The 6,236-nt window shown below is 67.7% G+C and carries 4 protein-coding genes; 1 reads left to right on the top strand and 3 read right to left on the bottom strand.

From position 1 onward, the window contains the following. The 3 genes from RKP46_RS16480 to RKP46_RS16470 all read right to left on the bottom strand — a co-directional run. A partial coding sequence (locus tag RKP46_RS16480; protein ID WP_311107627.1) for a DUF3999 family protein occupies nucleotides 1-347 on the bottom strand: 347 nt, incomplete at its 3' end. Next, on the bottom strand, nucleotides 340-3,162 hold the full coding sequence (locus tag RKP46_RS16475; RefSeq protein ID WP_311107626.1) for a DUF2339 domain-containing protein: 2,823 nt from the start codon (nucleotides 3,160-3,162) through the stop codon (nucleotides 340-342). The genes RKP46_RS16480 and RKP46_RS16475, both read right to left, overlap by 8 nt. Before the next feature lie 51 nt (nucleotides 3,163-3,213). After that, nucleotides 3,214-3,711: an MEKHLA domain-containing protein gene (locus tag RKP46_RS16470; RefSeq protein WP_311107625.1), complete on the bottom strand. Its 498-nt coding sequence runs from the start codon at nucleotides 3,709-3,711 to the stop codon at nucleotides 3,214-3,216. A gap of 470 nt (nucleotides 3,712-4,181) precedes the next feature. Here RKP46_RS16470 and RKP46_RS16465 point away from each other — a divergent pair, with 470 nt between their 5' ends. Beyond that, nucleotides 4,182-6,236 (top strand): fused MFS/spermidine synthase, encoded by a 2,055-nt coding sequence (locus RKP46_RS16465; protein ID WP_311107624.1) that lies wholly within the window; start codon nucleotides 4,182-4,184, stop codon nucleotides 6,234-6,236.

Below are 6,236 nucleotides of genomic sequence, written 5' to 3'. Positions count from 1 at the left end.
AACCACTCGCCGCTTGCCGGGCGAGGTGGCAGGCGGTAGAGGACGGCCGCGCGCCACTGCTGGCGGGTGGTCGTCTGCTCCGGGCGCGGCGCGAGCAGCGCGAAAGGCACGCGCTCGCCGCCGGCGTCGAGGATGCGCAGGTCGGCCAGGCCGGCTGACCGGCTGTTGGCATACACCTGCGGCGACAGCGGCAGGCGGACGAAGGGTGCCGCCTGCTCGACGATGATCGCGGCCCGATAGCGCTGTGGCAAGTCGTCGCTGGTGGTGCCGGCCAACGCGCTGCCGCGCGCGAGAAAAGTGGCAAGTATGGCAAGAATGGCAGGAACGCCGGGCAGCCGCTTATCCATCCTTCTTCTCCGGCGCCGGTAAGGGCGCGACATAGCCAATCACCAGCATCAAGCCGCCGGCCCCGATGAACGATACGACGCGCGTCAGCGTGCCGCTGCCCGCCAGGTCGAGGATGAGCAGTTTGAGCACAACAGCGGTGAGCAGCGCTGCACCCGCCATCCAGCGGTCGCGCAGGGCGCGCTGTGCGCCAAACCACATCAGCGCCAAAGCAGTTGCTGCCCACAACAAGGTGAAGCCCGTCTGTACAGCGAGCGAATCGATCCAGGCGGATAGGCGGAGCGGCACGTCGTCGTAGTGGTAGAAGCCGCGCACCAGCATCGCGTTCAGCCAGAAGAAAGCAGCGGCGCCGAGTGCTGCCGGCGCCAGTTTCGGTTCAGCGCGCAGCGCCTCGGCGGCGGCCGGGCAAAGGCTCCAGCGCCAGCCGGCGAAGAGGGCGATCGCCACACCAAGATCGAGCGGACTGAGCAGCGGCAGGTAAGGCAAAGGCTGCGCCGAACCATTCGAAGCGACGTTCGCGGCGAGCGTCCAGCCGAACAGCGCCACTGCGAGCACTGCTCCGGCGCTGCGTTGATAGGCGGTCGGTGCGGCGCTGGCCGGCCAGCGCCGGGCGAATGCCGGCTGCGGCAGGGCGAGCAGCAGCGCGGCGGGAGCGGCCAGCCAGCCGAGCCACGGCCAGGCGCTGCCGAGGTCGCCCAGGTCGCGCGTCAGTGCGCGGCCGACCAGCGCGCCGAGCGCGGCCAGGACAAGGAAGCCGATCGTATGCGCCTGGTGCGCGCCGCGCTCGCTCCAGTGCGCCGCGGCGTAGCGCAGCGCGGCAAGGTGTGCGGCGAGCGCGAGCAGCCACGCCCAGCCGCCATTCTTGATGAAGGGATTATCCTGGGTCAGCGCACTGACGCCGGCAGCCAGGAGCAGTGCCGGCGCCAAGCCGAGCAGCGGCCAGGCGACGCCGGGCCAATGCAGGCGGGCGGCGAGCAGCGTGAGCAGCAGCGCGAGCCCGGCCAGTCCGCTGATCGCCGCCGCCAGCCGCAGCTCGGGCGCCAGCAGCGCGTCGATGTGCAGCATGCCGACGCCCAGCGCGACCAGCAAGCCGCCGCCGACGAGTATCGGCTCGGGCGGCATCGGCACGTCGGATTTGCTCGCCGGGTGCTCGGCCGGCCGGGCTGCCTGCCGGCGAACGGCGAACGCAGCGAGCAGGGCGCCGGCGAACAGCATCAGTGCGCTGGCCATCGTCGTATTCAGCCAGCGTAGCGGCACGCCCGCCTGATGCGCCGCGCGGATCAGCACCAGTCCGGCGCCGAACAGCAGCAGGTAACCGAAGCTGCGCGTGGACCAGCGCTGTAGTCGAACGCCAAGCCATACCAGGCCGGCGCCTTCGAGCGCCCAGGCGCCGGCTGTGGCGTGCGCATCGAAGGCAAGCGGAATCACCAGCGTGAGGAAGACGGTGGCGATGGCGAGACAGCTTTCGAAGAGGACGCGCATCCGCGGGCTCGCGCGCAGGCAGTAGGCGAGCCAGATATAGAACGCCGCCAGGAGGAGTGCGGCGAAGGCGCTGCCGTAGCGCAGGTGGTGAACCAGACCGTGTTGCAGGACGAAGGTGATCGTCGGCAGACCGAACAGCAAGCTGCCGTTCAGCCACTGCTCGCTGATCGGTTCGTCTTCGTCGTCCGTGGCAGCAGAGCGCGCTGGGAGAATCAGGATGGCGATGAAGACGAGGAAGAAGGCGATCAGGAAAAACTGTGCCGAAACGTAGTACGCCGGCTGGTACGAAGTGGCGCCCCACAGGCTGCCGACGCCGCTGGTAAACGCGAAGCCGATCAGGTTCAGCGGGCGCCAGTTGCGGAACCAGGCAATCGCTGCGATGGCAAGATCGAGCACCAGGTAATAGGTGAACAGCGCCACGTGATTGCCGACGCCGGTGGACACGAGCAGCGGCGTCGCGAAGCCGCCGAGCGCGCCCACCACGGCCAGCGCCGGTGCTTCCTGCAACACCGCGAGCGCCGCCGCGAGCATGGCGACGATGGCCATCAGGACGAAGGCCGGTGCCATGGCGAGTACGCCGTACCAGCGGAAGGAGACGAACAGTGTCAAGTAGAGCACAGCAATTCCGCCGCCCTGCAGCACCTGCGCATAGCGCGGGCGACGCGTGCGCAGCCGCCAGCCGATCAGCGTGAGGACGATCGCGACCAGCGCAATTGCGCTCAGGCGCAACTCGACCGGTATCGTCACGCGTCCGGCCAGGTACTTGGCGAGGAAGGCGAGCCCGACGAACAGGATGGCGATGCCGACATAGATGATGGTATTGGCACCGAGAAGCGAGCGACTCTCGCCTGCGGCTTCGCCCGCATCGGTCGGTGGGGTCGTCGGACCGGCGGCCGGATGGCTCGCCGGGCGTGTTGCCCGCTCACCCGGCGCGAGCGTATCGGATTCGGCGGCGGCTGCCGCGCCCGCTGGTGTTGGGATGGGCGCAACGATCGGCGACGGTGCTGCAGAGGGCAAGGGTGGTGAAGGCGGTGACGCGGTCGCGAGTGGCGAGACCGGCGAGGCCAGCGCTGGCGCGGCAGCCGCCGCGGCCGTTGCAGGCTCGCGCGCCTGATCGCCCGCCGGTGTTGGCCCGACCTGGGTTTGCCGATCCGCCGGCGGCGTTACGGCGCGCTCGGCGCGTTCGCCGAGCGCCTGCTCGAGCTGCGCGATGCGGCGCCCCTGACGTATGGCGCTCGCGACCAGCCAGCCGATCGTCGCGCCGAGCAGCGCTCCGATGCCCTCGTGTGTGCCCAGGCCAAGCAAGGCGCCAACGATCATCAGCAATATCACCATCTCCACCGTCCCCCAAGATGGCGCGAAGTGCACTTCGCGCGCTTTGCCCGCTCAGACAAGCGGAACCCAGGACGAGAAAGACGCCGCCTGGCCAATCACCGCGCTCCCCTCCGGGCTCAGATTCCACACCGTTGCACCGCTAATCCGGAAGCGTCGACCGCTGCGCGAAATGCGAACGCCGCCGTAATCCTCGATGAAACCCTGGCGCGTCACGCGTTCGAGCAAACGCTGGCGCTCGGCGCGCGAGGCAGCTTCCGCCGAGAGCCGCGAAGGCAGGCAGACGAGCTCGGCCCAGGGCATTTCGAAGAGCGCCTGCGCCAGGCGGTTGGCGTAGAAGAAAACCGGATCGGGCGCAGCATCGTGCGCCAGCACGACGAAGGGTGCATGGTAAAGCCGCCACGCCGGATCGCCGTCACCCTCGGCGGGCAGCAGCGGCCGTTGCAACAGGCGCAGATGGCTGTCCAGGATCAGGCGCGCGCTTGCCGCCTGAAAGCCGTTGAGCGTTGCCGGTTGGCTGCGCTCGAAGCGTGTTGCTACGCTGCTCGTCATGACCCGTTTTCCGATAGAGATCAGAAGGTCCGAGTATACGCAAAGTACCTTGCCTGGCCAGGGGAACGAGGCCGCTGCGGCCAGCCGCCGGCGATTCGCGCAGCGTCAGCGAAACGCTCGCCAAGCGGCGCGAGCCGCAGCGCACGCTCCTCCGGCGATCGGCGCGCGTGCTGCGCGCGTCGCGACCTCTCCGCATCGAGCTGGCAAGGCGGTGGCGGTCGGTGCGCCGCTTCGTCGCGGCGCATCGGCAGGCGTTTCCGCCGGCGCGGGTTCCGGCGTAACATGCCGGCCTGCACTCGCCGGCGCAACATGCCAGCTTGCATTGGCAGGCAGTGCTGCGGGGCTTGCCGGCAGCCGGCGCGGGCAGCGGCGGCGGCGTCCTGGCCTTGCTTGCGCCGGGCTGACGCTGAGCTTCAACCGTCCGGCCGGGATTCCGGTGCTGCGTGGTTCCCATCGTCTGGAGAAATCGCTTGCTTAGTTTCGCGCTCACCGTATTCCTCTCGGCCTTCCTGCTTTTTCAGGTGCAGCCGATCATCGCGAAAATGATTCTGCCGTGGTTTGGCGGTTCGTCTTCGGTGTGGAGCACCTGTCTGGTCTTCTTTCAGGTCGAACTGCTGCTGGGCTATCTGTACGTCCATCTGCTGCACCAGCACCTGGCGCCGCGCCGGCAGAATGTAGTGCATGGCGTTCTGCTGCTGCTCAGTCTGGCGACGTTGCCGGTCGTTGCCGACGCGAGCTGGAAGGACGCGGCGTTTGCCGATCCAACGTGGAACGTCCTCTTCGTTCTCGCCTCGGCGGTGGGTCTGCCGTATCTGCTGCTGTCGACGACCGGGCCGCTGATGCAGGCCTGGGTCGGGCGTGCGTTCGGCAGGGCGATGCCTTACCGGCTCTACGCGCTGTCGAATCTGGCCTCGATGCTCGCCCTGTTGAGCTATCCGGTCCTCGTCGAGCCGCTGTTGCCGGTGCTCGAACAGGCGCGGCTGTGGTCGCTGGCTTACGTTGCCTTTGTCGTCGCGTGTCTGAGCAGCGCCTGGCGGTCTTGGCGTGCGGCAGCGGCTGCACCGGCGGACGGCGGCGCGAATCCGGCGGCGGCCGGGGAGGGCGGCGAGCCGCAGTCAACGGCGGTGGCGCCGCCGCCGACGCTGCGCGAGTGTCTGTTGTGGGTCGGTCTGGCGATGACAGCGTCGCTGCTTCTGCTGGCGCTGACCCAGTTTCTCACCCAGGATGTCGCCGCAGTGCCATTTCTCTGGGTGCTGCCGCTCAGCATCTATCTGTTGAGCTTCATTCTCTGTTTCGACGCGCCGCGCTACTACTACCGGCCGGGCTTTCTGCTCGCGCTGCCCTGCGGCCTGTTCGCGGTCGACCGGGTGATCGCCGGCGGTGGTGGCGCTTCGCCGACGCTGCTCATCGTTGCGCTGTCGCTCTCGCTCTTCGTCTTCTGCATGGTCTGTCACGGCGAACTGGTCAGGCGGCGCCCGCCGGTTCGTCATCTCACCTTGTTCTATCTGATGCTGTCGATCGGCGGTGCGCTTGGCGGCATGTTCGTCGGCCTGCTCGCTCCGGTGATTTTCAACGCCTACTACGAGTTGCTGATCGGCCTGTTTCTCTGTGCGGCGCTCGCCGTGATCGTCGTCTGGCGCGATTGTCCGCCGCTGTGGCGGATTCTGCTGGTCGGCGCGCTGCTCGCCTACGGCGCACGGCTGGGACAGATTTCGTTCAACTACGTGGACGACTACCGGCGCGTCGTGCGCAATTTCTACGGCCAGTTGCGCGTCATCGATACCACCGATGGCGAGCTGGGGGTCAAACGCAAGCTGCTGCACGGCAACATCTATCATGGCGAGCAATACCTGGCGGCCGAGTACCGGCAACGGCCGACGGCGTATTTCTGCGCGAAGTCGGGCATCGGTCAGGCTTTCCTGACGCTGCCCGAGGAGGGACCGCGCAAGATCGGAATCGTCGGCCTGGGCGCCGGCACGCTGGCCAGCTACGGCCGCGCCGGCGACGAGATCAGGATGTACGAGATCAACGAGCAGATGCTCGAACTGGCGCGCAGCGAGTTCAGCTTCCTCGCCGACACGCCGGCGCGCGTTGTGCCGATTCTCGGCGATGGACGGCTGATGCTGGAAAGCGAGCCGGCGCAGCAATTTGACCTGCTGGTGATGGACGCGTTTTCGGGCGATTCGGTGCCGACGCATCTGCTCACCGTCGAGGCGATGCGCGCTTACCTGCGCCACTTGCGCGACGACGGTCTGCTCGCGGTGAACATCACCAACAACTATCTCGACCTGCGTCCGGTCGTCGCCGCAGCCGCCGAGCGTCTTGGCCGGCGGACGGTGATTCATCAACTGCGCGCCGATCCCGGCGATCGTTTCTGTCTCGACGCTGAATGGCTGCTGATCGCGACCCCCGAGCGCGCCGAACTGCTCTACGAGTCGATCGACGATCTGCGGCTACTCGTCGTGCGGCCCGATTTCCGCCCGTGGACGGATGATTTTTCCAACCTGTTCAATATCCTGAAGTAG

It is taken from the genome of Accumulibacter sp. (genome assembly GCF_031732815.1).
Lineage (GTDB): Bacteria > Pseudomonadota > Gammaproteobacteria > Burkholderiales > Rhodocyclaceae > Accumulibacter.
Note: the sequence above shows the minus strand (reverse complement) of the source record. Positions and strands in the feature narration are given on the sequence as shown.